Here is a 22618-nt window from a genome sequence, read left to right as displayed (position 1 = left end):
TTCCTATCTACACCCCGATGACACTCACCGCCAGCCTTCTGCGATGCAACGAGCGCCGATGCTCGAAAACGAAAATCCCCTGCCACGTCCCGAGCGCCATCCGGCCCCCGGCCACGGGGATCGACTCACCGGAGCGCGTCAGCGCCATGCGGATGTGCGAGGGCGAGTCATCCGCCCCCTCCGCCGTGTGCACGAACCCGCGCGAATCCTCCGGCACCAGGCGCTCGAAGAACAGCTCCAGGTCCCGCCGCGCCGATGGGTCAGCGTTTTCAAAAAGCACCAGGCTCGCGCTCGTGTGCTGCACCAGAACCGTCACCAGCCCCGTCTGCACGCCGCTTGCGCGCACGATCTGCGCCACCTCGTCGGTGATCTCGTAGGTCCCCTTGCCCCGGGTGGTGATTTCAAAAGTCTCCGCGTGTGCTTTCATAGGAAAAAACTGGCGCCTCCCATTGGCCTTTCTAGCGTTTCAGCCCGTGCAGCAAATCGAGCAGGTAAGGCAGCAGCTGCTTTTTGCGCGAGACCACGCCATCGAGCTTCCACTCGTTGCGCCCCTCGCGAGGGTAGTCGATCCGGTGCAGGAACTCATCAGCGCCCGTCACCAGCAGCATGGAAGTCTGGGAATAAACATCGGTCACCAGCAGCGCCGAAAAATAGTAGCTATTCTTGCCACAATACTCCGTCAGCGCGATCGCAAGCTCCTCGCGCCGACGGTGGAAATTCGAGAAACTCAGCTCCTCGATCTGCGCCACCGAGAAGCGCCGCCCATCCTCCTCGTACTCCTTGCAATCCGCCGTAATCGCCTGCTTCGGCGTCATCGTCAAGAGCGGCGAACCGACCGAGAAAATCTCCTCCGCCAGCTTCGTCGGGTCCGTCTCCGCGATCTGCGAAAGCCGCTCCAGAATGCGGCGGTCCACCGGCGTGGCCGTCGGCGAAGTCAGGTTCAAGGTATCGGAAATCAGCCCCGCCATCAGGAGCCCTGCGATCGGCTTCGGGATCGGCACCCCGAGCTGCTCATAACAGAGCGTCACAATGCTGGAAGTCGACCCGACCGGGTTATTCCAGAAAAGAATCGGCAAACTCGTAGCGAACCCGCCCAGCCGATGGTGATCGAGCACCTCGACAATCGGCAGCTTATCCGCCCCCGCCACCGCCTGGGAGAGCTCATTGTGATCCACTAGGATCAGCTGGCGCGGGATCGGCTTTAAAAAATCGCTTTTCGAAAGAATCCCCACGAGCTGCCCCTCCTCCAGCACCGGGAAAACGAACTGCCCCGAGGAAGCCGCCTCCTCCCGGGCATCCTCCAGCAGCGCCTCGCGCGAGAAGCTCATGAATTCGCCGTCGAGCTTGCGGCCCACCTTCACCGCCCCGCGCGCCATCAGCACCGTCGTGGCCGTATCGTGCGGAGAAGTGGCGATCGTCACGCCATACCTTATCGCCTCGGCGCACACCGCCGCGCTCACCGGCTTACCGCCCGTCACCACCAGCGCCACCACGCCCCCCCGGATCGCCGTCAGCTGGATCTCCTCGCGGTCTCCCACGATCAGGACCACATGGCGGCCCGCGTAACGCTTCACCCGCTCCGTAAACGAAGCCTCGCCCATCGCGCCGACCAGCAGCAGGTAATCGCGCTCATCCAGCGCCGGTTCCCCCTGGATCATCCGGCCCGCGAACGTGTGGAAAATCTCCTCCAGCGAAGCCCGCACAACGCGCGCCGTGGAGGTCTCCTCGCGCGAAGGCACCAAGTGCGAGAGCACCTTAAAGGCCGAGAGCAGCCCCAGACAGCGGAACTGCCCGTCGATCACCGGCAACCCGCGCATCTGCTTGCGCTCGATCAGCTGGATCGCCTCGTAAATCGACGAATTGGCCGTAATCGAAATCACCTCATCCTCCATCACGTCCTCCACCCGGGGCGCAACATCCGTCACCAGCATCGGGGCTTCCACGCCGAACTTGCTCAGCACGTATTCGATCCGCTCATTCGTATTGCCCGCCCGAGCCGCAACCACCTCCGGATGCCCCGTCAGGCGCTTGAGCTCCGCGTAGCCCACGGCCGCGCAGATCGAGTCCATGTCCGGGTTTCTGTGGCCGATCACGATCGTTTGCATAGGCGGGTGAGGTTAGCGGAAAATCAAGCCGCAACGGAAGCCCTTATTCAGCCGCCCTCCTCCCGCGTGAGTTTCGAATAAGGAACAACTATGCCAAACATTTCTACCTTTCCCAGCAAAGTCCAGATCCCCGTTGGGAGCCGGGACAAAATCGTCGCCCTTTTAAACCAGCAGCTAGCCGACACTTTCGACCTCTTCAGCCAGACCAAGCAGGCCCACTGGAACGTCAAAGGCCCGCACTTCATCCAGGTCCACCTCCTCTTCGACACCCTCGCCGAAGAAGTCTTCGAATACATCGACAAAATCGCCGAGCGGGCCACCGCCCTGGGCGGCGAAGCCCTGGGCACCGCCCGGCTGGCCTCCGCCGCCTCGCGCATCCCCGAGCTGCCCCTGGACGTCGTGGAAGACCTTGCCGTCGTCGAGGAACTCGTGGAACGCTACGCAGAGCTTGCCGCCTCCACGCGCGAAGCCATCGCGACCTCGCAGAACCTAGGCGACGCCGACACCGCCGATCTCTTCACCGGCCAGTCCCGCACGCTCGACAAACTGCTCTGGTTCCTCCAAAGCCACCTGCACGAATAAGCAGGCCAAGACCGCTCGCGGGCTCTAGTTAAACTCCCGCTCCAGCTGGTCGATATAACGCGAAATCGCGTCATTACGCTTCGGCGGGGCCTGTTTTTCGAACGCCTTTGCATTCTTCATGTAATCGGCGAAGGCCCCGCTCTGCTCGGGCATCTGCGTCGCCTCGTACCAGTTGAGGTAGTCCTCGATCTTGTCCATCCGCTCCACGATCAGCGAGCGGTAAGCCGCCACATCCACCAGCGCCTTATCCATCCCGCGCGAGCGGCCCTGGGCCAGCATCGAGACAATCCGCAAATACTCCTGCACCACCGGGCGCATCAGCGGGTGCGCCTGGGCCAGCAACACCGCCAGCGCCCCCCCCTTGGCCGCCAGCGCGGGCCGCGCCCCGGGGTTCTTTAAGTAGATTTTGTAGTCCGAAAGCGCGAAATCCGCCTTCGTCTTCTTCTTTTCATCCGTCACCAGCGAAAGCGTTAAAATCGGCGTCAGCTGGGCATCCGTCTCCGCCGCCGTAATCGTCGAGGCCCCGTCGGAAACCGAAGTCCGCGCCAGCCCGAGCGTCCACCACTTCTCCAGCGACGTCTCCGAGCCCCCCAGCGAGGGAAAGCTTTTTAAAAGCAGCGCCACCGGATCCCCGTCCGAGGCGGGCAACTCCTTGAGCAGCTTCGCGATCCCCGCCACCCCACCCGGCATTTCAATGAGCAAATTCACCAAGCTCGCCGCGCACATATCGTAGACATCCAGCGACGTCGCATCCATCGGAGCCACATTACTGCGCAGAAAAGCGCCAATCCCCTGGAGCTTGCCCGTCTCGATCATCTGCCGGAAAAGCGGCGCATTGGGCGAGGCCCCCGTCGCCCGGCGCTGGCTGATCTGCGAAAGCCCCTCCACCAGCCACGCGGGCGGCTCATTATAGCGCAGGCCCACCTCCGGCGGCCGGTCGCGGTAAGCCATCTCCAGCAAGATCGCCCGCACCATCAGCTGCGGAAAGCGAACCTCCTTAAACTGCCCCTCCCGCAGCGTAATATCCACCTCCGTCTTCCACCCCCCGTCGGTCTGGATCAGCTGCACCCGGCTGAGTATCCGGTTCGGCTCCGTAGAGCTCGGCAGGCGCAAGTCGATCACCACCGGCATCTTCCAGTGGTCGCCCATCTTGAGCGTCTCCAGCACATCCCGCTTCAACGTCTCGGCAAAGCTCGACACCGCCAACCGCATCCGCACATCCGGGCAGTAAACCACGAATTGCCCCGACTGGCTGATACTCCGCTGCGCCGCACCCATCCCCCGGGCCATCTGCGGCACCAGCGGCTCGCGCAACGGCGTCGGTTCCGGCAGCACCTCCGCAGGCAGCGGATCAGCCGCGCGAACGCCCACCGCCGCCGCCAGGCACACCCAAACCAGCAAGCCGAGGCGTTTCATCGGAACCCCGCTTGCAACGGAGCGGCAGAGCCAGCAGGAGTGGCGGATTTTTTAGCCGAGGGCCTCGCCGCAGGAGCCGACGCCGCCACCGGGGGTCTTGCCGCAGCAGCGGGCGCCACCGCAGGCACCGGCTCGCGCGTCCCGAAAATCACCTGTTCACTGACAAATTGCACCGAATCAAGCCGCGCAATCAGCTTCATCGCGCGCTCCGCAGAGCTGACGACCGCCGGGAGCGCCCCCACCGTGAGCCGAGCCAGCTTCGGGTGCACCGGCAACCGGCCGATGAAGCCCCCCGTGCAAACCGGCGTCAACGCACCGCCCGGCCCCTTTTCAAAATAGCCCGTCCACCCAGCATAAAGCGGGTAGCCCCAGAAGAGCCCGCCGACCGTCAGCCGGGCCTGGCCCCCCTCGAAATTCACATAAACCCGCTTCAGCGCCAGCACCTCCAACACCCACGAAGGCACATTGCGGAAGCGCTCATTGCGCAGAAAGAGCGTCACCTCCTTCTCCCCAAGCGAACGGCGCTGAGCCACCGGCTGGGCGAGATAACGCTCCACCATCTCCTCCAAGGGCGGCGTATCCACCAGCTCCTTCTTGGCATCCAGCGGCAGCGCCCCCTGCGGAGCGTGCCCGAGCGTCACGAAAAACGCCACCACCGCGGCCACAGCCAGCGTCTGTAAGAACCCCCGAACGAACCTCCCGCCCATCCCCCGGCGAGGCGACATAATCTTCTGCACCTCCCGATGGCGGTCTTCGGGCGAAGGAATCTTTTCCTGCTGCCGGGCGGCAATGACATCGCGGTCGAGCTTTACCCCGCAAGCGTGGCAATAAACCCGTTCGCCTTCATTCACGTAGCCGCATTGCTTGCAAACCAGCGTGGGGAGGGGAGGCATAAATGAGTGGGGAACCTACTTTTTTTAAAAGGGGAAGCTAGGAGCTTTTTGCAGGCGACTTCGGCGCGGCACTCGTGCCGTTCTTAAAATCGGTGCAATAAAAGCCGGTGCCGTGGAAAATAATCCCGGCCCCGCTTCCGATCAAGCGTTTCACCTTACCTTTCCCCCAAGTTTTTTGCTGGCAAGCCTTTTCCGGGCAAATCGCCAGCGGTTCATCTTTCATGGATTGGAAGTATTCGAATTTCTTTCCGCACTTTTCGCACTGATAATCGTAAGTCGGCATAGGTCTTTGTAGAACCACACCTTTTACCAAAAACCGCACGTTTCTTCAACCCCAACCCACCTTAAGCAAGCAAAACCCAAAGGAATCGTGCGCGAGCGTTCTTGACGGCTTTGGCCAACCGCGCTTAAGTCAAAAGTCCGATTTTCCCTTACATTCTCTATGCGACGTTCTCTTTTCGTTCTTCTCATGGCCGGTGCCGGGCTCCTCACGGGATGTAGCACCGACCCGCGCCTTGACCGCGGCACACAGTACCTCACCAGCAACGGAGCCATCCCCTCCCAGGCCGACCGCGGCCGGCCCGACTTCGACAACATCTCCTACTGGGACGGCGACAGCATCAGCGGCCCCCCCTCCATCATCATCCGCCTGAGCGAACAGCGCGCCTACTTCTACAAAGGGCCGCAACTCGTCGGCGTCTCCAGCCTCTCCACCGGTCGCGAGGGCCACAACACCCCCACCGGCAGCTACAAAATCATTCGCAAAGACAAAGACCACGCCTCCTCGCGCTACGGCGACTACATCGACGCCGTCACCGGTGCGCCGATCAAAAAAGACATCGACACCCTGAAAGACCCGAAACCGCCCGGAGCGAAATACGACGGAGCCAAGATGCCCTTCTTCATGGAAATCATGCCCGCCATCGGCATGCACGAAGGCTTCCTGCCCGGAATGCCCGCCTCGCACGGCTGCATCCGCATGCCGAGCTTCATGGCCGAGTCCTTCTTCCGCAACGTCAGCGTCGGCACCCCCGTCAAAGTCCTGCCCTAACCGAGCCCGCCGCCCATCTTTAAAAAAACCACGGGGGAAAACTCTTCCCCGTGGTTTTTTTTATTTTCCCCCGGTGCCCTATAAAAAAGGCAGAAGGCTCACGCAAAGGCGCAAAGGGGGAAACTCATGCCTTTGTCTTTTTTGCGCCTTTGCGCCTTTGCGTGAGAATAAAATCCCCCCTTTTCATGCCGCGTGGAGCCCCATCTGTGGAATATGGGAATCCGTCTTTATTTCTCAAGTTTCTCAAGTCCCTGATTCATTCCTCCCACGTTTTTCCGTTGCAATTGGAAATAAAACCGGGCATTGTCACCCACCCTTACCCTTTCCAGGGGTAAGCTTGGGGATAATGCTCACGTGGCGGAATGGCAGACGCGTACGGCTCAGGACCGTATGGGGCAACCCGTGGAGGTTCGACTCCTCTCGTGAGCACCCCCCCCAAATCAACTACCGACGATGCCCACGCCATCACCTGCCAACCCGCCTCGAAGGGTCAATCTGCGAACTCCGGAAGTGATGACCCAAGTGCAGGCACTCGTAGAGTCCCACTACCGCAGCGAAGTCGTCGAACACCTCCGGGCCAATGGCGGCTCAATTACCGCCGGGGGGCTCACCGTCAAACTCGCCAAGCAATTTGGCTTCTGTTACGGCGTCGAGCGCGCCATCGACCTCGCCTACGCCGCCGCCAAAGTTTTCAAAGACCGCCGCCTCTTCATCCTGGGCGAAATCATCCACAACCCCGAGGTCAACGAGCAAATCCAGGCCCTGGGCATCTGCAACATGGTCGGCCACCACGGCCCGCCCGACATTAGCCGCCTCGAAGCCGACGACGTCGTCATCGTCCCCGCCTTTGGCACCGACGTCGACACCCTGGCCCGCATCAAAGAGCGCGGCTGCCAGATCGTCGACACCACCTGCGGCGACGTCATGAGCGTCTGGAAGCGCGTCCGGCACAACGCCGCGGGCGACATCACCTCCATCATCCACGGCAAAGCCCAGCACGAAGAGACCAAAGCCACCGCCAGCCGGGCCGTCTCCGGCGGCAAAGGCCACTACCTCGTCGTCCTGACCCTGGACGAAACCGATTTCGTCTGCGACTACATCCGCCACGGAGGCGACAAAGCCGCCTTCCTGGCCCGCTTCAAAGGCGCCACCTCCCCCGGATTCGACCCCGACCTCCACCTGCGCCGCGTCGGCGTAGCCAACCAGACCACCATGCTCCGGGGCGAGACCGAGGAAGTACAGAACCGCATCAAAGCCGCCATCACCGACCGCGACGGCGTCGAACTGGCCCGGGAGAACTTCCGCTTCTTCGACACCATCTGCGGCGCCACCCAGGAACGCCAGGACGCGCTCACGCAAATGCTCACCGAGCGCATGGACCTCCTGCTAGTCGTCGGCGGCTACAACTCCTCCAACACCTCCCACCTGGCCGAACTGGGCCAGGAAGTCCTGCCCACCTTCTTCATCGGCAACGCCGCGCGGCTAGGCTCGCGCGAGCACATCTACCACTACGACCTCCAGACCCGGCGGGAAATCGTCACCAAGCACTGGCTCCCCACCGGCCCCGTCACCATCGGCATCACTGCCGGAGCCTCCTGCCCGAACAACCTGATCGAAGAAACCATCCTCCGCGTCTTCGCCCTCCACGGCGTCTCGCGCGAGACCCTGTTGGCGTAGGCGGAAGCTTTTCCCGCCTCCAGCGTCCGATACCTTCTCTATAGGAGGTGGACACCATGGTGCATTTTACATTGCCAAAAACGACCAGCCGGGTCTCGGAAAGGACATGCCGGAAGGTCAACGAACAAATCTTCAATCAAACCCAAAAGAACGTAGAACAATTCTGCGGAACGGACCAGGAAACCCTGGCCCGCCGCCTGGAGGAACTCGACCACGAATGGGACGTCGAGCGGGCCCTTCAGGCAGGCGCTTCCATCCAGATCCTGCTCGGGCTCGTCCTGGGCCGCTTCGTCGACCGGCGCATTTACGCCTGGTCGGCCCTAGTCGGAGGCTTTCTGCTAGTCTTCGCCCTCACCGGTTGGGCCCCGCCCGTCCCGATCTTGCGGCGGCTCGGCTTCCGGACCCAGGCCGAAATCGAGGAAGAGCGCGACGCCCTGCGCCTCCTGCGCGGCGACTTCAAGCCCACCGACAACCCGCGCGAAGCCCTGGCCCAGGCCCGGCTCGCCGTCGGCCCCTCCGCCACCGGCGAGGACGTCTCGGATAAGAAATAAACCGCAAACCGGACCCAAAAAGAGCGCGCCCCGGTTGAGGCGCGCTTTTCAAAAAAACAGAGTCCTCGGGCTGGAAGCGGTAAAAATGGAACTGTAAGGACGAAAATCCGTTCCGTTTTCGCGGATAATCCGCGTACTGAGGGAAATGAAGCCCTCCATAAAAAAGACATCGAGAGCTACAATGCTTACGGGGCCTTGCAAATTCTTATTGGCATCCTCGTAATACCAGCGAGCGGAAATACACGGCGTCATCATCGTCCTTGGGCTGTTTTAAGTTTTAACTCGAGCCCCCCTCCGGGTTATTCCGAAAGGAGGCCGGGAGTTAGTAAGCCGTAATACAACAGCCGCGACGGCTTTTAGCCGGTGGCCTGGACATATGCCGTCGCCTCCCGGCCATATGAATATAGCCCGGAAACGGCAATAGATTTTCGGCTATTGCCAGCCGTGTATTACGGGGTTACTAAGTCCCGGCTGGCTCTCACCAGCTAGCGCCAAAAAAGCGCTTTATGAAACCGATGTAAAGGCAAAAAGAGCGCGCCCCGGTTGAGGCGCGCTCCACGTTTTTTAGGTTAAGCGAGGCGGTCGATTACACCGTGGCAGGCTTTTCCTTCACCGCCTGGCTTTTGCCATTCTGGAGAATGTGCTCAGCCGGGCTCAGCGCCGAAATGCGCATCCCGTAGAAGGAACGCCACACGAAGAACAGGCCGATGGCGAGGAAGACCCCCGCGAGGCTGTAGCGAACCGAGTTCGAAGTGATCTGGATCGCGATCTCCACGGCCAGGATGCCAAAGAGCGTCGTGAACTTGATGATCGGGTTCAGCGCCACCGAAGAGGTGTCCTTGAAAGGATCGCCCACGATGTCACCGATCACGGTGGCGTCATGCAGCGGCGTCCCCTTCGCACGGAGCTCCACTTCCACAATCTTCTTGGCGTTATCCCAGCAGCCGCCCGCATTGGCCATGTAGATAGCCATGAAGAGGCCAAACACCGCCAGCGAGATCAGGTAGCCGACAAAGAACACCGGATCAATGCAGGCGAAGGAAAGCGCCAGCGAGAAGATCACGATGAAGATATTGAACATCCCCTGCTGCGCGTACTGCGTGCAGATTTTCACCACTTCATTGCTATCCTTGGTCGAGGCCTTGGTGGCTCCGTCGAGGTGCATGTGCTTCTTAATGTAGTCCACCGCGCGGTAAGCGCCCGTGGTCACGGCCTGCTGGGAAGCCCCGGCGAACCAGAAAACCACCGCGCCGCCCATGAGGAGGCCCAGGATGATGCGGCCTTCAGTGATGCTCAGCGAAGAGAGATCTTTCCACCCGAAGTGGCTCTGGAGCATCAGGATGAGCGAGAAGATCATCGTCGTGGCCCCCACAACGGCAGTACCGATGAGCATCGGCTTGGCCGTGGCCTTGAAGGTATTGCCGCAGCCGTCGTTTTCTTCCAACAGCGTTTTGCCGTTTTCAAAGTCCGGGCGGAACCCGAAATCGCGGTTCACTTCGTCCTCGATGCCAGGGAGCTGCTCGATCGTCGAGAGCTCAAAAACGCTCTGGGCGTTGTCGGCAACCGGTCCGTAGCTATCCACGGCGATCGTCACCGGGCCCATGCCCAGCATGCCGAAGGCCACGAGACCGAAGGAAAACACGGCCGGGTAGGTCATGTAGGCCAGGAAGGCATCCGTACCGGTGCTCACGATGAGCGCAACGGCCATCAGGATGGTGATCGTCAGGCCCTTCCAGAAGCAGGAGAAGTTCCCCGCGACCAAGCCGGAGAGGATCGTCAGACCCGCGCCGCCCTCGCTGCTCGCGTTAACGACTTCCTGGCAGTGGGCGCTGCCGGTGCTGGTGAACATCCGGGTCAGTTCCGGGATGATCGCCGCCGCGATGGTGCCGCAGCTAATGATCGTGGAAAGCCGCCACCAGATGGTGGGGTAATCCTTGGCCAGCATGAAGTAGCTGACGATAAAGGTAACGCCGATGCACAGAATCGAGGTGATCCACACCAGAAGGGTCAGCGGATGCTCGAAATTAAACGGCTTCTGCTTGGCGAAAACGCCGCGCGTAATAAAGGAATTGATCTTCCAGGCAATCACCGAGAGGGGAACCATCACGATGCGCATCGCGAAGATCCAGACGATGAACGTCCAGCGGAATTCCGCCTGAACGGCCAGGAGGATAAACGTCACCAGCGCCACGCCGGTCACGCCGTAGGTTTCGAAACCGTCAGCGGTTGGCCCAACGGAGTCGCCCGCGTTGTCGCCAGCGCAGTCGGCGATCACGCCAGGGTTACGGGCATCGTCTTCCTTGATGCCGAAGACAATCTTCATCAAGTCCGAGCCAATGTCGGCGATCTTCGTAAAGATACCGCCGCAAATCCGGAGCACCGAAGCGCCGAGGGATTCACCAATGGCGAAGCCGATAAAGCAGGAGCCAGCCAGCGCCGGTTCCACGAACTGCAACACCGCCAGCATCATGAAAAGCTCAATGCTCACCAGCAGCACGCCGATGCTCATGCCCGACTGAGTCGGGATCTCGGAAACCGCCAGCGCCTTGCCCTTGAGAGCGGCGAAAGCCATGCGGCTGTTGGCAATGTTATTGATGAACATGCCGAACCAAGCCACCGCGAGCGAACCCGCGATACCGAGGAGCGACCAGCCAATAATCAGAGCCACCGTGGGCGGCGTCCGGTGCTGGAGCCAGCCGAAGTAGTAAATCATCGTGCTGCCGATAATGAGTTCCAGCCCCAGGAGCAGCTTGGCCTGCTGCAAAAGATACGTTTTGCACGTGCTGTAAATGAGGGAGGAAATGTCCAGCATGCTCTTGTGAGCAGGGAGTTTTTTCAGGTTCAAGCATTCATAGAGGCCGAAAAGGACTCCGAGAACGGCAATGACGAGCCCGATGCTGAGAATGGCAGAACCGGAGAGCTGCGCTCCGAGAAAATCGAACGTAATTTTGGCGCGTTCGACGGCGGAAGGCAGCGCGAGGTCGGCATCACCGGCACGGGCTACAGATGGCAGGAACCCGGCTAACGAAAATAGCGCCGGGAGGAAGAAACTTCGACAGGATGATTTCATAGGATGACAGGCGGCAGCGACGTTCTCGCCGCCAGCGTAGAGATTGTCAGGAGTGCATGCAAAGCGCTCGTCCTATTTTGCTCATTTCCAACAGAGTATTGGCACCCTTGCGGCAAACCCGGACGATGTTGCCGCCAACCCGGGGCAACCGCGCGTGCGATTCAGGTGGAACGTCCCCGATGAAACGCTCCCACATCCTCCTCCTGCTCCTGGCAGCGGCAGGCAGCCTCCTCGGTGCCCGCGAAGCCCAGCCCTTCCTGGGCGTCGGCACCCTGCCGCTCACCCTGGAGGAGGCCATCCAGATCGCGCTGAAGCAGAACCCGAAAATCCTCACCGCCAAGGCCGAGATCGAGCGCGCCCGGGGGCAGATCATCGAAGTGCGCGCCCAGATGCTGCCGCAGATCGTACTAACCGGCGTCTACCAGCAGCAAGATCGGCGCCTTATTGAAGGCAACGGCTCCATGGCCGCCAACTCCGGCACCTCGCTCATCGCCAACACCCCCACGCCGACCCCGCGCCCCATGCCCACGCCGACCCCCAGCCCCGGCGTCACCCCCACGCCCACCCCAGTTCCCTCGCCCACCGTCGCCCCCACCCCCTCGCAGTTCATCCAGGACAAATCGTGGCAAGTCAACATCCAGGCCAGCCAGCTCATCTACGCGGGGGGCCAGGTCGTCGCAAGCGTCAAAATGGCCAAGCTCACCCGCGACGCCGATTGCCTGCGCCTGGAAGACGCCGTGCAAACCGTCATCGCCGACGTCCGGACCCAGTTCTACAACGCCATGGTCAACCGGGAGCTCATCGGCGTCCAGGAAGAGCAAGTCGCCCTCCTCACCCGGGAATGGAACGAACAGCAAGCCCGCTACCGCGTCGGCTCCGTACCGCAGTTCAACGTCCTCCAGGCCGAGGTCTCCCTGGCCAACGCCCGGCCCAACCTGATCCAGGCCCGTAACGCCTACCACATCTCCGGCCTCCAGCTCGCCAAAACCCTCGGCTACGAAACCCGCTGCATCGCCGCCAACCAGGAGCCCTTCCTCCTCATCGGCCAGCTCAACACCCCCTGTCCCCGGATCAACCTTGCCGAAGGCCTCTGGACCGCCCGGGAGCGCAACCCCTTGCTCCAGGCCCAGCGGCTCTCCATCTGCATCGAAGTCCAGGACATCGCCGTCCAGCGCGCCGGGTACAAGCCCACCGTCAGCGCCAACGTCGGCTACACCCTGCGCAACGACCGCCTCTCGCGCGACCTGGGCGAAACCGTCAACGGCTGGTTCTTCAACGTCCAGGGGAGCTGGGCCATCTTCGACGGCCTCCAGACCTACGGGCGCGTCAAACAAGCCAAAGCCCGGCTCGAACAAGCCCGGGTCAACTACGAAGACACCATGCAGCAGGTCGAGCTCCAGGTCCAGCAAGCGTGGTCCAACCTCCTCAACGCCCAGGAAACCATCCGCGGCGGCCGGGAAACCATCCGGCAAGCCGCCGAAGCCCTGCGTGAAGCCCGCGAGCGCCTTGGCGTCGGCGCCGGCACCCAGCTCGACGTCCTCAACTCCACCGTCCAGCTCGCCATCGCCCGAACCACCGAGCTGCAAGCCCGCGGCACCTACAACGCCGCCCTGGCCGAATTCGACCGCGTCACCGCTACCTGCCTGCCGCCGCCAGACCCGCTACTCGCGCGCCCCAAAGGGGCCACGCGGTAGCTAGGTCGGCCTGTCAACCGATTGAACCTAAAAGCGGCGATGGGAATAGCCGCAAAAAAGCGCAAGAGGCGCAAAAAGACAAAATGGATAACGTGCCGCCGGTTTCCAGAGGAGCCCTTTAAATTTGCGCTTTTTGCGCCTTTTTGCAGCCCATCCTACCTCGGGAAACCAGCTATTCTACTCCTCCGAATCGCGTTCCGGCAGCACCCCGGCATAGCCCGGGATCGCGGGCCGCTCCTTCTTCTGGAGCGCGCGGCGCAGCTTGGAGAGAGCGATATTTTGAAGCTGCCGGATGCGCTCCCGCGTCACCCCGAACTTCTTGCCCACCTCCTCCAACGTGCGCGGCTTACCGCCATCGAGCCCGAAGCGGGAGAAAATGATCTTCTTTTCCCGGTCATCAAGCACCGACAGCAAGTCATCCATCTCATCGTGGAGATTCTTATCGCGGAGCATCTCGAACGGCGTCAGCGCGTCCTCATCCCCCACAATCTCGCCGAAAGCCGTCGAATCATCATCGCTCACCGGAGCGTCGAGCGAAGCCGGGCGAATCGCCACCGTCTTAAGATGCGACACCTTCGCCGTCGAGAGCCCCACCTCATCGGCCAGTTCCTCGTCGGTCGGTTCGCGCCCGAGTTCCTCGCTCATCTGGAGCGAAACCCGCCGCATCTTGGAAATTTTGTCCACCAGATGAACCGGCAGCCGGATCGTCTTACTCTGGTTAGCCAGCGCGCGTTTGATCGACTGCTTAATCCACCAAGCCGCATACGTACTGAGCTTACCCCCCTTGGCCGGGTCAAAGCGTTCCACCGCCTTCATCAGCCCGATATTCCCCTCGGAAATCAAATCGAGCAGCGGCAGGCCAAGGTTCGCGTAATCGTGCGCAATTTTGACCACCAGCCGGAGATTCGCGCGAATCATGAGACTGCGCGCCTCCTTGTCGCCCACCTTAATAAGGGCGGCAAGTTCGATTTCCTGTTCCGGAGTAAGCAACGGAATGAGACCGATTTCCCGGAGGTAAATCTTGATACCGGAATCTGTGTCTTCAGCAGCCATAATGTTTATGGAACAGGAGCCTCCTTAAAGAGATACGGCTGACGGACAGTCATTGTCCGTCCCGCACGCACAGTTCCGGAAGCGTCTTCTGTGAATGATTGGACAGCACACCTCCCCCGCCGTTCAAAAGAAAAACGGCAAAAATCCTATCCCCAGGGAAAAGAAACCCCGAAGAACAATCAACTTTTTCTGCGAACCTATCACCGGATATTGCCCTAGCCCCCTCTCCGGTCGGCACTCAACAGAGGAAAATAGTCCACAACCGGCACTTGGCAACGGGTTTTGGCAAAACCGTGTCGATAAGCGTACCCAAAGGCCAAAAAAGGCCATCGGCTCACCCCCCAACCGTCACGTCAATCAGAGGCGGCAGGGCAACTCTAGAAACCCCACAAACCGCGTCACCAGATGGGGCCCTGCGGCATTTCTTGCCTGATTTCCCAAATCTAGCCGCCCCCTATCCCGCAATCTCCGGCGTAAACTGCGCCAGCTCGTAAATCCCGAACTGCTTCTCAATCTCCGCGACCTGCGCGACCCACTTTTCAAACCCGTCTTCGCCGAAAAGCTCCCGCTCGCGCTTCTCGAAAACCTCCCCCATCTCCCGGTACTCCCCGGGCGTCCAGAGCCTGTGCATCGCAGGGAAAAGCACCGTATCCTCCCGCGCCGCGTGGGGAGCGTACATCCGGATAAACATCCGCAGCGCATCGGCCAGCCGCCGCCGGTTCCCAGCGTCCTTGAGCGCCCCGGGCGTGGCTAGCTCCAGCACCAGCCCCGTAACCCGCCGCCCGGCCTTGTGCTGGCGGCTCAGCACCTCCACCAAGTCCGTCAGCACCTCCGCCTTGCAGAAACGGGGAAAGAGATACTCCTCCTCCAGCTTCTCGTGGTAATCCTCCACAAACGAGCGGATCATCCAGGCCGCCGCCGTCAGCCCGTCCGGGGGAACCTCCTCCCGGGCCTCGATCCGCCGCACCGCCTCCCCGTAGATCAGCAGCACCCGGCGCAGCACCCCGTGCTCGCGCATCAGATCCTCTGCGGGCAACACCTCGATCTCCGGGGCCTTGGCCTTCGGGGTCTCCTCTGCCGCCCAAGCCGCCACGGGCATCCCCACGGTCGCCGAAAGCGCCGCCAGAAGGCCCGTTTTGAGGATAAATTCCCTGCGAGAAGCGCCCACAGAATCCATAGATGCCTCGGCATCGCAGGCGCGCAGGCGCACGGATGCAGCGGTTTTTTCCCTGGGAGCGACCCCATGCGGCAATTTTTTTCCTTCTGCCCCGCGCCTTTTTCCGGTTTACTGGTTCTTTGCCTTAAACCGAATCCCTACATGCCTCATATCAAGCTTTTCATCCCGGGTCCGATCGAAGTTTCGGAAAAAACTCTCGCAGCAATGGCCAAACCGATGATCGGGCACCGCAGCGGCGACTTCAAAAAGCTCTACGCGGCCATCCAGCCCCAGCTTCAGGCCCTCTTCTACACCAAGCAACCGGTGTTCCTCTCAACCTCCTCCTCCTGGGGCGTCATGGAAGGGGCCATCAACAACGTCGTGGGCAAAAAAGTGCTCAACTGTATGAACGGCGCTTTCTCCGATAAGTGGCTCGACGTCTCCCGCCGCTGCGGCAAGCAAGCCGACGGCCTCCAGGCCGAATGGGGCAAGCCGGTCGACCCGAAAGCCCTCGACGCGAAGCTGGCCACCGGCGAATACGACGCCGTCACCATCATCCACAACGAGACCTCCACCGGCGTCATGAGCAACATCGAAGAGCTCGCCGCCGTCCTCCGGAAATACCCGAACGTCATCTCCATCGTCGACACCGTCTCCTCCTTCTCGGTCGTCCCGATCAAGATGGACGAACTCGGCATCGACGTCCTCCTGACCGGCAGCCAGAAAGCCCTCGCCCTGCCTCCCGGCCTCTCCCTCTTCGCCTGCTCCGAGCGCGCCTTCGAACGCGCCGCCCAGATCCAGGGCCGCGGCTACTACTTCGACTTCCTCGAATTCAAGAAAAACGCCGAGGGCAGCATGACCCCCAGCACCCCCTGCATCAGCCAGATCTACGCGTTGCAGAGCAAGGTCGAGGAAATCTTCGCCGAAGGCCTTGAAGCCCGCTACGCCCGCCAGGCCAAGACCAACCAGCTCGTGGCCGACTGGGTCGTCGCCCGCGGCTTCGAATTCTTCGCCGAAGAAGGCTACCGCTCCAAGTCCCTCACCTGCATCTCCAACAACAAGGGCCTCGACATGGAAGCCGTCAACGCGCTCCTCAAAAAGCGCTACAGCGCCATGATCAACTGCGGCTACGGCAAGATCAAAGGCACCACCTTCCGCATCTCCAACATGGGCGACGAGACCGAGGCGACCATCTCCGAGCTCCTCACCTGGCTGGACGACTGCATCAAGGGCTAAAAAAGTCCAACAGCTTAACTTCAAGAGGACGGCGCTTCGGCGACCGTCCTCTTTTTTTTTACGCAAAATCCGTAGAGCACCCTCTAAAAAACCCGCTTGCGCGCCCCCAAAGGTAAGGGCAAACTCTGGGGCGGCATGTTCCGGCTTCCCCCCATCCTCATTTGCCTGCTTCTCCTGACGGCCACGCGGCTGTTTGGAGCCGGGGAGTGGTCCCTGCTCAAACGCGACGGCCGCGACTACGTCACCCTCGACAACGTCGGCCAATTCTACCAACTCGGCCCCATCCAGCGCACCGGCAACAACCTGATCCTCAACACCGGCAACCGCAGCCTGCGCGGCCAGGTCGGCTCGCCCGAGTTCTACATCAACAACCTCAAATTCGTCTTGAGCTACCCCGTCGCCGAAATCAACGGCCGGCCGAGCATCTCGCGGATGGACCTCACCAAACTCCTGGAGCCAGTCCTGCGCCCCAGCCGCATCCAGAACTTTACAAAAGTCGACACCGTCATCCTCGACCCCGGCCACGGCGGCCAAGACAACGGCGCCACCTCCCTCTTCGGCAGCGAGAAAAACTACTCCCTCGACGTCGCCCTGCGAGCCCGGGAAATCCTCAAAAACTCCGGGTTTCGCGTCATCATGACCCGCACCACCGACCGCTTCGTCCCCCTCGAAGAGCGCGCCACCATCGCCAGCCGCTACCCCAACGCCCTCTTCATCTCCATCCACTTCAACTCCAGCGGCAACGACGCCTCCGGAGTAGAAACCTACACCCTGGCCCCGAGAGGCGTCCCCTCCATGGCCACCGACGGACCGGCCCTATCCGACCTCATCCCGTGCCCCGGCAACCAGCGGGATGCCGAGAACATCGCCCTGGCCTGCGCCGCACACGCCACCTTGGTCTACAACTCCTCCATGTTTGACCGGGGCATCAAGCGCGCCCGGTTCGTCGTATTGCGGGACAACGCCACCCCGGGCGTATTGATCGAAGGCGGTTTCTTAAGCAACTCCAACGACGCCCGGCGCATCGCCACCCCAATGTATCGGCAGCAAATGGCCACCTCCATCCTCCAAGCCGTACAGAACTACCGCAACGCCGTCGGGCCGCGGCAATCCCTCCCCGTCGCCTCCAACAACATCCCCACAGCGAACCCCAACAGCACCGGGCCCGTCGTCATCACCTCCTCGCAAGCCCAGCCGGTAGAAAAAACCGCCGCCCCGTAAACGGAAACGCAGTTTCCGAAAAGGGATGCAAGGGGTAAGCCCCTTGCCGGGGACTGGGGCAGAGCCCCAGCATCCACCCCACCTGGCAAGGCGGGCTCAAAATGCGCCGGGCCTTTCCCAAAAACCACCCCCCGCCTTGCCCCACGATGGAGAGCGAAGCGAATCCGCCAAGCGCCGCCTTTGGGCGCTTATCCCGGGCACTCGGCTCCGGAGCCCCCAGAGTCATCTAGTAATCCGTCTCCCCCACCACCAAGTGAACCACCCCGGCGGGATCGGAAACATAAAACCCATCAAAATCCTCCGGCAAGCTCTCCAGCTCATCACACCGGGGCACCCCGTGATTTTTCAAATACCGGGCCGCCGACATCGTATCGGAAGTCTCCAGCTCCAGCCACACATCCGAGCGGGCCAAGTTCGGCGCCTTATCCACCCAAAGCCGCACCGGGCCGAACTGGAAAATGCACCCCTCCGGCTCCTCCTCCACAAGCGGCAGATTCAAAGTATCGCGGTAAAACGCCACCGTGGCGTCGTACTGATGCAGCGGCACCTTGATAGCGACATTCACACCGCCGGTAAAAGTGGGATTGGAAATATTGGCGACCATACTCCCCCAAGATGCGGCCAAACCGCGCGCGGGAAAAGCAGAAAGACTCGGCCGGGAAATCCGTGCCGAATTAATGAAAAAAAACCGGGCCTATTGAACCCGGTCTTCCGTAGCGCAAGCCCACCAAACGCCGCCTAAGAATAAACAAAATAGGAGCAGAAACGTCCCAAACGTCAGCATGATGAGAACAGTTGTGCTCCCACACCCCGGTACGCGTCAACGAATTTCGCTTTTAAACAGAGTAACATTACAGCACGATCCGCCGGATCAGCCCCAAATAGAGCCCCCCCCATGAAAACCATTCTCGCGGTGCTTCTCACCTTCGCTCTTGTCTCGCCGTTATTCGCCGCGCCCAAAGGAGGCTCGGATCAAGTAAAAGTCGTACAGGCTTACATGGTGAAAGGATGCACCGGGCCTGTCGTCACCGGAAGCGTGGCGCTGATTGACGAGCGCTTTAGCGCCTATTACCTCCCCGAACGCGTAGAAATCAAAGACGGGCAACTGAAGCTCACCTGCAACGAGGTCGAGGGAAACCGGGAAATTCCAATTTGCAAGGATATCGCCCAGCTTTTCGACAGCCTCAAACCAGGCGTCTTCACTACCATGATGCCCTGGAGTGGCCTCTCGCCAGTAGAAGGCGATTCCTATTGGGTCACCGCGCTCGACGACCGGAAACTCTGCCTCGCCCTGCCCGGGGACAATCCCGAATTCGCCATCCCGGACGAAAAGGGCAAGATCGAGACCATTACCCCGTTCCCTTGCAAAGGAATCCTCGCGGCGGTCAGCGCTCCCATTCTCTCCCCCAATGTCATCGACGGCATGCACCCAAACCTGGAGGGCATCGACGTTGCCACCCATAAAATCCTTTGGTCGTTTCCGTGCGCAGATGATGGCCTAAACAACCTAACCTGGATCAACTTTCGCTATCTTCTCGGAACCATTCACTCCCGGCATTGGGATACGTTTGTCGTCTACGACGTCAAGCGGCAGAAGCGCGTCGCCAAAGGCAGCCAAAGCGATCACGACATCGGCACCCCTAATGAAAAACCGTACGTCCGGAACTGGCGCGTCACGCGCAACAAAGTGATCGCCTATTACGGCGATGGCTCATCCCCCAGAGTCGTCTTCAACGGAGGCAAATAACTCCGCCTACTTCTCCACCCCGAAAAAATCGAAGAGCACATCGCGGTAGACCTGGCGCTTGAAGTCCGGCAGCCAGCACATATCGAACTCCGCCGGTTTGATCCAGCGCGTCTGCTGAAACTCCGGATGCCCCGTCGCCACATTGACGCGGCTTTCCAGGCAGGTCATCAGCGTCAGAAAATAAATCTGCTCCTGCCCGTCAAACCCCTTCTTCTTGCGCCCCTTGCCGAAGAGATACCGGTAGGGCCCCTTCTGCGAGATGATCAGAAAATCCTTCGCCCGCAGCGAAAGCTCCTCGCCCATCTCGCGAATCAGCGCTTGGCGCGGCGTCTCGCCCGCGTCGATACCGCCTTGCGCGAACTGCCATGCGCCCGGCTCGTGGATGCGTTCGCAAATCAGGATGCGGCCATCGGTGCGCTGGAGAATACTGGCAACGTTAGGGCGATAGCGGGGGAGCTTGTTGTCCATTTCCTTCATCATCGCGCGCCGCTCCGAACTGGACGTTTCGCAGTTTTACCAACCGCCTTCGGCTTCGTTTTCGCCTTCGCCCGGGCACGCGCCGAAGGCCGGGGAGCCGCCTCTGGATCGTGCGCCGCCAGAGCCGCCGTCAAATGCGGGGTGAAAAGATGCGGTTCGAGCAAGAACGAGTCGTGCCCCTTGTCCGAGTGAACCGTAATCCAGATCACCGGCACGTGCGCGGCCTTGAGCGTCTTGACCAGCTTCCCCTGCTCCCTCGGCGGGAAGGCCCCGTCCGAGTCGATGCTAAAGACCAGGTACTCCTGCCCCTGGCAGCGGGCGAAAAGCTCCACGCAGTTCTTCGCACCCGATTCCCGCAGCAGGTCGAACCACTGCCAGGCATCGAGAATGCGCAGGTATGAATTGGCGTCAAAGCGGCTCACGAACTTCACCCCCTGATGGAGCATGTACGACTCCACAGGGCTGTTCATGGCATACCAGCCAAAGGGCGGCGCATCGCTCACCACCACATTGCGGGCCCGCTCCTTGAGCGCTTCCAGCGAGATGAACGTTTTGTGTGCGATCCGGCGCGCCAGTGCCAGCCCCGTCGCCGGAAGCGGCCCCTCGTAATGGGCGCCGCCGCGAAAGTTCGGGTCCGACTCGATGGCCGTGATCTGCTCGAAATTCATGATCCGCTGCAAAATCGTCGTCTCCTGACCGCTGCCGATCGGGATCACAATCCCCGCGCGCTCCGGGTAACGCGTCGCAAAGCTCAGCGCCAGCAGCCCGCCCAGCGACGGCCCAACCAGCGCGTGCACCTTGTAAACGCCGAGATGATCCAGCAGGCGCACCTGGGAATCAACCATGTCGCTCATGCGCAGCACGGGGAAAGCGGGCCCGAAGGGTTTGCCCGTGGCGGGGTCGATGGAAGCCGGGCCCGTGGAGCCGTAGCAGCCGCCGAGGTAGTTCGCGCAAATCACGCAATACTTCGTCGTGTCGAGCGCCTTGCCCGGCCCGATGTAGCCGTCCCACCAGCCCTCGTAAAGCTCCTCCGACCAACGGCCATCAAGCCCCGGCACGTCGGTATTGATCCCCGCCGCGTGCTGGCTGCCGGTCATCGCATGGAAGAGCAGGATGACGTTCGACTTGGCCCGGTTCATCTTCCCGTACATCTCGTAAGCCAGCGTAAAGCGCTCCAGTTCGGTGCCACATTGGAGCCGCATCGGGTTCGCGCCGTCACAGAATTCGAAGAAACGGGTTTGAACTTTGCCGATGGAGTCTTTGAGACGCTTCATTTTGAATGGGGTTAGCTTAACCGAAATTCGCGGGAAAAACAGCGATTTACGCCGTGGCCGCCCGCAGAGCCTGGTCGAGGTCGGCGGTCAGGTCCTCCACCGCCTCCAGGCCGATGGAGAGCCGGATGAAATCGGGAGTGACACCGGTGGTTGCCTGCTCCTCGGGGGTGAGCTGCGAGTGGGTGGTCGAGGCCGGGTGAATAATGAGGCTCTTGGCGTCGCCGATGTTAGCCAGGTGCGAGAAGAGCTTCACCGAATTGATCAGCCGCTTGCCCGCCTCCAGCCCGCCCTTGATGCCGAAGCCAACGAGGCCGCCGAAGCCGCCGCGCAGGTATTTCACCGCCGTGGCATGGCTCGGGTGGTTCTCCAGGCCGGGATAGTTGACCCACGCCACCGCCGGGTGGCTTTCCAGAAACTTCGCCACCGCCAACGCGTTCTCGCTATGGCGAACGATCCGCAGCGGCAGCGTCTCCAGCCCCTGGATGAGCTGCCAGGAATTAAACGGAGCCTGCGCCGCGCCGAGGTCGCGCAGGATTTGCAGGCGCACTTTAAAAACGAACGCCACGTTGCCCAGCCCGGGAACATTGCCCAGCGCGTCCCAGAAAATCAGGCCGTGGTAGCTCGCGTCGGGCTCGGTGAATTCCGGGAATTTCCCGTTATTCCAGGCGAACTTGCCGCTGTCCACAATCGCGCCGCCCAGGGTCGTCCCGTGGCCGCCCACGTACTTCGTCGCCGAGATCACCACGATATCCGCGCCGTGGTCAATCGGCCGCACCAGCCCCACGCCCACCGTGTTATCCACGACGAGCGGGATACCCGCCTCGTGGGCGATCTTGGCCAGCGCCTCGAAATCAGGCACATCGAGCTTCGGGTTGCCGATCGTCTCCGCATAGATCGCGCGCGTGCGGGGCGTAATCGCCCGGGCAAACGCCTCAACGTCCTGCGAATTAACGAACTTCACCGTGCGCCCGAGCTTCGGAAAGGTGTGGGCAAAGAGCGAATAGGTGCCGCCGTAGAGATTATCGGCGGAAACGATCTCGTCACCCAAGCGCGTAATGGCCAAGAGCGCCCCGCTAATAGCCGCCATGCCCGAGGCCGTCGCCAGCGCGGCAGAGCCCCCTTCGAGCGCCGCGATGCGCTGCTCGAAAACGTCATTGGTGGGGTTCATCAACCGCGTGTAAATATTCCCGAATTCCTTCAGGGCAAACAGGTTCGCCGCCTGCTCGGTATCTTTGAAAACGTACGAGGTCGTCTGGTAAATGGGCACCGCCCGCGAACCCGTCGTGGGATCGGGTTTCTGACCGGCATGAAGCGCCAACGTTTCGAACTGGAATGAAGCCATGGTTTGCTTATTTTGAACCGTTCCGGGCAATTCGCCAGCCCAAAGATGCCTGCGCAACGCCCTGGGAAAAGCG

General features: G+C 61.2%; 20 protein-coding genes and 1 tRNA gene. 9 read left to right on the top strand and 12 right to left on the bottom strand.

Annotated elements, in window-relative coordinates; genetic code table 11:
* Window positions 1-7: 7 nt before the first annotated feature.
* Window positions 8-427, bottom strand: a complete 420-nt coding sequence (locus B2828_RS15745) for a secondary thiamine-phosphate synthase enzyme YjbQ (RefSeq protein WP_479634725.1) — start codon at window positions 425-427, stop codon at window positions 8-10.
* Between the two features lie 31 nt (window positions 428-458).
* Window positions 459-2105, bottom strand: coding sequence for a putative manganese-dependent inorganic diphosphatase (locus B2828_RS15740; protein WP_479634724.1), 1647 nt, complete (start codon window positions 2103-2105; stop codon window positions 459-461).
* 90 nt (window positions 2106-2195) lie between these two features.
* Here B2828_RS15740 and dps point away from each other — a divergent pair, with 90 nt between their 5' ends.
* Window positions 2196-2687, top strand: coding sequence for a DNA starvation/stationary phase protection protein Dps (gene dps / locus B2828_RS15735; protein WP_479634723.1), 492 nt, complete (start codon window positions 2196-2198; stop codon window positions 2685-2687).
* A 24-nt stretch (window positions 2688-2711) separates the two neighbouring features.
* On the opposite strand, the gene B2828_RS15730 is transcribed toward dps, so the two are convergent.
* From B2828_RS15730 to B2828_RS15720, 3 genes are read right to left on the bottom strand one after another with little or no spacing between them, the layout of a single operon-like run.
* Complete coding sequence (locus B2828_RS15730; protein ID WP_479634722.1) at window positions 2712-4103, bottom strand: hypothetical protein; 1392 nt, start codon at window positions 4101-4103, stop codon at window positions 2712-2714.
* Window positions 4100-4996 carry a transposase family protein gene (locus B2828_RS15725; protein WP_479634721.1) on the bottom strand — a complete coding sequence of 299 codons (897 nt, stop codon included), beginning with the start codon at window positions 4994-4996 and terminating at the stop codon, window positions 4100-4102. Before B2828_RS15725 ends, B2828_RS15730 begins: the two co-directional genes overlap by 4 nt.
* Window positions 4997-5033: 37 nt before the next feature.
* Complete coding sequence (locus B2828_RS15720; protein WP_479634756.1) at window positions 5034-5279, bottom strand: FmdB family zinc ribbon protein; 246 nt, start codon at window positions 5277-5279, stop codon at window positions 5034-5036.
* Window positions 5280-5438: 159 nt separating this feature from the next.
* Between B2828_RS15720 and B2828_RS15715 the strand changes: the two genes are divergently transcribed.
* The 4 genes from B2828_RS15715 (at window position 5439) to B2828_RS15700 (ending at window position 8275) form a co-directional block, all read left to right on the top strand.
* A complete protein-coding gene (locus tag B2828_RS15715; protein WP_479634720.1) occupies window positions 5439-6047 on the top strand; it encodes a L,D-transpeptidase family protein in 609 nt (202 codons plus the stop codon).
* Window positions 6048-6395: 348 nt separating this feature from the next.
* Window positions 6396-6476, top strand: a tRNA-Leu gene (locus B2828_RS15710).
* A gap of 24 nt (window positions 6477-6500) precedes the next feature.
* Window positions 6501-7724 carry a 4-hydroxy-3-methylbut-2-enyl diphosphate reductase gene (locus B2828_RS15705; RefSeq protein WP_479634719.1) on the top strand — a complete coding sequence of 408 codons (1224 nt, stop codon included), beginning with the start codon at window positions 6501-6503 and terminating at the stop codon, window positions 7722-7724.
* Window positions 7725-7780: 56 nt separating this feature from the next.
* Complete coding sequence (locus tag B2828_RS15700) at window positions 7781-8275, top strand: hypothetical protein (RefSeq protein ID WP_479634718.1); 495 nt, start codon at window positions 7781-7783, stop codon at window positions 8273-8275.
* Between the two features lie 586 nt (window positions 8276-8861).
* Here B2828_RS15700 and B2828_RS15695 read toward each other — a convergent pair.
* Window positions 8862-11345, bottom strand: coding sequence for a sodium-translocating pyrophosphatase (locus B2828_RS15695; RefSeq protein ID WP_479634717.1), 2484 nt, complete (start codon window positions 11343-11345; stop codon window positions 8862-8864).
* 179 nt (window positions 11346-11524) lie between these two features.
* On the opposite strand from B2828_RS15695, the gene B2828_RS15690 reads away from it, so the two are divergent.
* A complete protein-coding gene (locus tag B2828_RS15690; protein ID WP_479634716.1) occupies window positions 11525-13039 on the top strand; it encodes a TolC family protein in 1515 nt (504 codons plus the stop codon).
* 177 nt (window positions 13040-13216) lie between these two features.
* Here B2828_RS15690 and B2828_RS15685 read toward each other — a convergent pair whose 3' ends face one another.
* Both B2828_RS15685 and B2828_RS15680 read right to left on the bottom strand, forming a co-directional pair.
* Window positions 13217-14092, bottom strand: coding sequence for a sigma-70 family RNA polymerase sigma factor (locus tag B2828_RS15685; RefSeq protein WP_479634715.1), 876 nt, complete (start codon window positions 14090-14092; stop codon window positions 13217-13219).
* A gap of 454 nt (window positions 14093-14546) precedes the next feature.
* On the bottom strand, window positions 14547-15269 hold the full coding sequence (locus B2828_RS15680; protein WP_479634714.1) for a hemerythrin domain-containing protein: 723 nt from the start codon (window positions 15267-15269) through the stop codon (window positions 14547-14549).
* Between the two features lie 141 nt (window positions 15270-15410).
* Between B2828_RS15680 and B2828_RS15675 the strand changes: the two genes are divergently transcribed.
* Together B2828_RS15675 and B2828_RS15670 are read left to right on the top strand one after the other, a co-directional pair.
* A complete protein-coding gene (locus tag B2828_RS15675; RefSeq protein ID WP_479634713.1) occupies window positions 15411-16484 on the top strand; it encodes a pyridoxal-phosphate-dependent aminotransferase family protein in 1074 nt (357 codons plus the stop codon).
* A gap of 135 nt (window positions 16485-16619) precedes the next feature.
* Entirely contained in the window at window positions 16620-17705 is a 1086-nt protein-coding gene (locus tag B2828_RS15670; RefSeq protein WP_479634712.1) for an N-acetylmuramoyl-L-alanine amidase family protein, read from the top strand.
* 226 nt (window positions 17706-17931) lie between these two features.
* On the opposite strand, the gene B2828_RS15665 is transcribed toward B2828_RS15670, so the two are convergent.
* A complete protein-coding gene (locus tag B2828_RS15665) occupies window positions 17932-18270 on the bottom strand; it encodes a VOC family protein (protein ID WP_479634711.1) in 339 nt (112 codons plus the stop codon).
* Between the two features lie 330 nt (window positions 18271-18600).
* Between B2828_RS15665 and B2828_RS15660 the strand changes: the two genes are divergently transcribed.
* The gene (locus B2828_RS15660) at window positions 18601-19452 is read left to right on the top strand and encodes a hypothetical protein (RefSeq protein ID WP_479634710.1); all 852 of its coding nucleotides are present in this window, start codon (window positions 18601-18603) and stop codon (window positions 19450-19452) included.
* Window positions 19453-19458: 6 nt separating this feature from the next.
* Here the strand turns inward: B2828_RS15660 and B2828_RS15655 are convergent, their stop codons facing one another.
* The 3 genes from B2828_RS15655 to B2828_RS15645 are packed head-to-tail and all read right to left on the bottom strand — an operon-like array spanning window position 19459 to window position 22545.
* On the bottom strand, window positions 19459-19920 hold the full coding sequence (locus tag B2828_RS15655) for an NUDIX domain-containing protein (protein WP_479634709.1): 462 nt from the start codon (window positions 19918-19920) through the stop codon (window positions 19459-19461).
* Window positions 19921-19928: 8 nt separating this feature from the next.
* Window positions 19929-21203, bottom strand: coding sequence for a homoserine O-acetyltransferase MetX (metX, locus tag B2828_RS15650; RefSeq protein WP_479634708.1), 1275 nt, complete (start codon window positions 21201-21203; stop codon window positions 19929-19931).
* 46 nt (window positions 21204-21249) lie between these two features.
* Window positions 21250-22545 (bottom strand): O-acetylhomoserine aminocarboxypropyltransferase/cysteine synthase family protein, encoded by a 1296-nt coding sequence (locus tag B2828_RS15645; protein ID WP_479634707.1) that lies wholly within the window; start codon window positions 22543-22545, stop codon window positions 21250-21252.
* Window positions 22546-22618: the final 73 nt, after the last annotated feature.

The sequence above is a fragment of the Spartobacteria bacterium UBA695 genome, from assembly GCA_002298145.1.
In the GTDB taxonomy this organism is placed as follows: domain Bacteria; phylum Verrucomicrobiota; class Verrucomicrobiia; order Chthoniobacterales; family Chthoniobacteraceae; genus UBA695.
This window is presented reverse-complemented; position numbering and strand designations above follow the sequence as displayed.

Excerpts from the sequence above, each read along its gene's own strand:
- B2828_RS15740 (WP_479634724.1), bottom strand. The coding sequence starts at position 2,105 with ATGCAAACGATCGTGATCGGCCACAGAAACCCGGACATGGACTCGATC.
- B2828_RS15695 (WP_479634717.1), bottom strand. The coding sequence starts at position 11,345 with ATGAAATCATCCTGTCGAAGTTTCTTCCTCCCGGCGCTATTTTCGTTA.
- B2828_RS15705 (WP_479634719.1), top strand. The coding sequence starts at position 6,501 with ATGCCCACGCCATCACCTGCCAACCCGCCTCGAAGGGTCAATCTGCGA.
- B2828_RS15700 (WP_479634718.1), top strand. The coding sequence starts at position 7,781 with ATGGTGCATTTTACATTGCCAAAAACGACCAGCCGGGTCTCGGAAAGG.
- B2828_RS15715 (WP_479634720.1), top strand. The coding sequence starts at position 5,439 with ATGCGACGTTCTCTTTTCGTTCTTCTCATGGCCGGTGCCGGGCTCCTC.
- B2828_RS15675 (WP_479634713.1), top strand. The coding sequence starts at position 15,411 with ATGCCTCATATCAAGCTTTTCATCCCGGGTCCGATCGAAGTTTCGGAA.
- metX (WP_479634708.1), bottom strand. The coding sequence starts at position 21,203 with ATGAAGCGTCTCAAAGACTCCATCGGCAAAGTTCAAACCCGTTTCTTC.
- B2828_RS15680 (WP_479634714.1), bottom strand. The coding sequence starts at position 15,269 with ATGGATTCTGTGGGCGCTTCTCGCAGGGAATTTATCCTCAAAACGGGC.
- B2828_RS15645 (WP_479634707.1), bottom strand. The coding sequence starts at position 22,545 with ATGGCTTCATTCCAGTTCGAAACGTTGGCGCTTCATGCCGGTCAGAAA.
- B2828_RS15720 (WP_479634756.1), bottom strand. The coding sequence starts at position 5,279 with ATGCCGACTTACGATTATCAGTGCGAAAAGTGCGGAAAGAAATTCGAA.
- B2828_RS15730 (WP_479634722.1), bottom strand. The coding sequence starts at position 4,103 with ATGAAACGCCTCGGCTTGCTGGTTTGGGTGTGCCTGGCGGCGGCGGTG.
- B2828_RS15745 (WP_479634725.1), bottom strand. The coding sequence starts at position 427 with ATGAAAGCACACGCGGAGACTTTTGAAATCACCACCCGGGGCAAGGGG.
- B2828_RS15725 (WP_479634721.1), bottom strand. The coding sequence starts at position 4,996 with ATGCCTCCCCTCCCCACGCTGGTTTGCAAGCAATGCGGCTACGTGAAT.
- B2828_RS15690 (WP_479634716.1), top strand. The coding sequence starts at position 11,525 with ATGAAACGCTCCCACATCCTCCTCCTGCTCCTGGCAGCGGCAGGCAGC.
- dps (WP_479634723.1), top strand. The coding sequence starts at position 2,196 with ATGCCAAACATTTCTACCTTTCCCAGCAAAGTCCAGATCCCCGTTGGG.
- B2828_RS15660 (WP_479634710.1), top strand. The coding sequence starts at position 18,601 with ATGAAAACCATTCTCGCGGTGCTTCTCACCTTCGCTCTTGTCTCGCCG.
- B2828_RS15670 (WP_479634712.1), top strand. The coding sequence starts at position 16,620 with ATGTTCCGGCTTCCCCCCATCCTCATTTGCCTGCTTCTCCTGACGGCC.
- B2828_RS15655 (WP_479634709.1), bottom strand. The coding sequence starts at position 19,920 with ATGGACAACAAGCTCCCCCGCTATCGCCCTAACGTTGCCAGTATTCTC.
- B2828_RS15685 (WP_479634715.1), bottom strand. The coding sequence starts at position 14,092 with ATGGCTGCTGAAGACACAGATTCCGGTATCAAGATTTACCTCCGGGAA.